General features: G+C 70.6%; 1 protein-coding gene and 1 pseudogene. Both read left to right on the top strand.

The genetic code is table 11. The annotated features are described in order from the left end of the window. A pseudogene (locus tag QIT00_RS38655) lies at nucleotides 1-474 on the top strand (metabolite traffic protein EboE); the annotation flags it as partial. Beyond that, nucleotides 471-1,861: nucleotide pyrophosphatase/phosphodiesterase family protein (locus QIT00_RS38660; protein WP_282540185.1), on the top strand; the 1,391-nt coding region annotated here is incomplete at its 3' end. The pseudogene QIT00_RS38655 and the gene QIT00_RS38660, both read left to right, overlap by 4 nt.

The raw sequence follows: 1,861 nt of genomic DNA on the forward strand, positions 1-1,861 counted from the left end.
GCGGCCGGTATCGCCGTACCCAAGGTCCAGCTGTCCGCCGCCCTGCATGCCGAACACCCCCAACACCCGGAAGTCCGTGAGGCGTTGTCCGCCTTCGACGAGCCCCGGTTCCTGCACCAGACCCGCACCCGTACCGCCGGAGCGCTGCACGGCACCGACGACCTCGGCCCCGCCCTCTGCGGCGACTCACTGCCCGACACCGCCCCCTGGCGCGCCCACTTCCACGTGCCGCTGCACGCGGCACCGGCGCCTCCGCTCACCTCCACCCTGTCCGTGCTGCGCGAGACGCTCGCCCGACTGGTCGGCGGCGCCCATCCGCGCACCCGCCACCTGGAGGTCGAGACGTACACCTGGCAGGCCCTGCCCGCCGCGCTGCGGCCCCGCGCGCGCAGTCAGCTCGCCGACGGCATCGCCGCCGAACTCACCCTCGCCCGCGATCTCCTGGTCGACCTCGGCCTCAAGGAACTGCCATGACGCACCCGCCGGCCCCGACAGCCGCTCCCACCCCTCTGCTCGTGATGGACGTCGTCGGCCTCACCCCCCGTCTCCTCGCCCACATGCCGCGCCTCAAGGCCCTCGCCCAGGACGGTTCGAGCGCCGAACTCGGCACCGTCCTCCCGGCGGTGACCTGCGCCGCCCAGTCCACGTTCCTGACCGGAGCCCCACCCGCCGAGCACGGCATCGTCGGCAACGGCTGGTACTTCCGCGAGCTCGGCGACGTACTCCTGTGGCGCCAGCACAACGGACTGGTCTGCGGCGACAAGCTGTGGGACGCCGCACGGCGCACCCACCCCGGCTATACGGTCGCCAATATCTGCTGGTGGTACGCCATGGGCGCGGACACCGACATCACCGTCACCCCCCGTCCCGTCTACTACGCCGACGGCCGCAAGGAACCCGACTGCTACACCCGCCCCCCGGCCCTGCACGACGAACTCACCGAGAAACTCGGCACGTTCCCCCTCTTCCACTTCTGGGGACCGGGAGCCGACATCGTCTCCTCGCAGTGGATCGTCGACGCGACCCGCCACATCATCGACACCCGCACCCCCGACCTGGCGCTGTGCTACCTCCCCCACCTCGACTACGACCTGCAGCGCTACGGTCCCGACGATCCGCGCTCCCACAAGGCCGCCTCCGACCTGGACCAGAGTCTGGCCCCCCTCCTCGACGACGCCGCCCGCGAGGGCCGCACCGTCGTCGCGCTCTCCGAGTACGGCATCACCAAGGTCAGCCGCACCGTCGACATCAACCGCGCCCTGCGCCGCGCCGGACTCCTCGAGGTCCACACCCAGGACGGCATGGAGTACCTCGACCCGATGGCGTCCCGCGCCTTCGCCGTGGCCGACCACCAGATCGCCCATGTGTACGTCCGCCGCCCGGAAGATCTCGACGCCGCTCGTGAGGCACTCCAAGGCCTGGCGGGAATCGATCAACTCCTGGACGACGAAGGCAAGAAGGAGCACGGCCTGGACCATCCGCGCGCCGGCGAACTCGTCGCCGTCGCGGAGCCGGACGCCTGGTTCACGTACTACTACTGGCTCGACGACGCACGGGCACCCGACTTCGCACAGCTCGTGGAGATCCACCGCAAGCCGGGATACGACCCCCTCGAGCTGTTCATGGATCCCCTCGACCCGTATGTGAAGGTCAAAGCCGCGAAGGCGCTCGCCCGCAAGAAACTCGGGATGCGCTACCGCATGGCGGTCGTGCCGCTGGACGCCTCACCTATTCGCGGCAGCCATGGGCGCCTTCCTGACGACCCGAACGACGGACCGCTCATCCTCTGCTCCACCCCCCGCGCTGTCACCGGCCCGACCCGGGCCACCGACGTGAAGTCCCTGCTGCTTCAGCTCGCCGG

The sequence above is a fragment of the Streptomyces luteolus genome (assembly GCF_029968015.1).
Lineage (GTDB): Bacteria > Actinomycetota > Actinomycetes > Streptomycetales > Streptomycetaceae > Streptomyces > Streptomyces luteolus.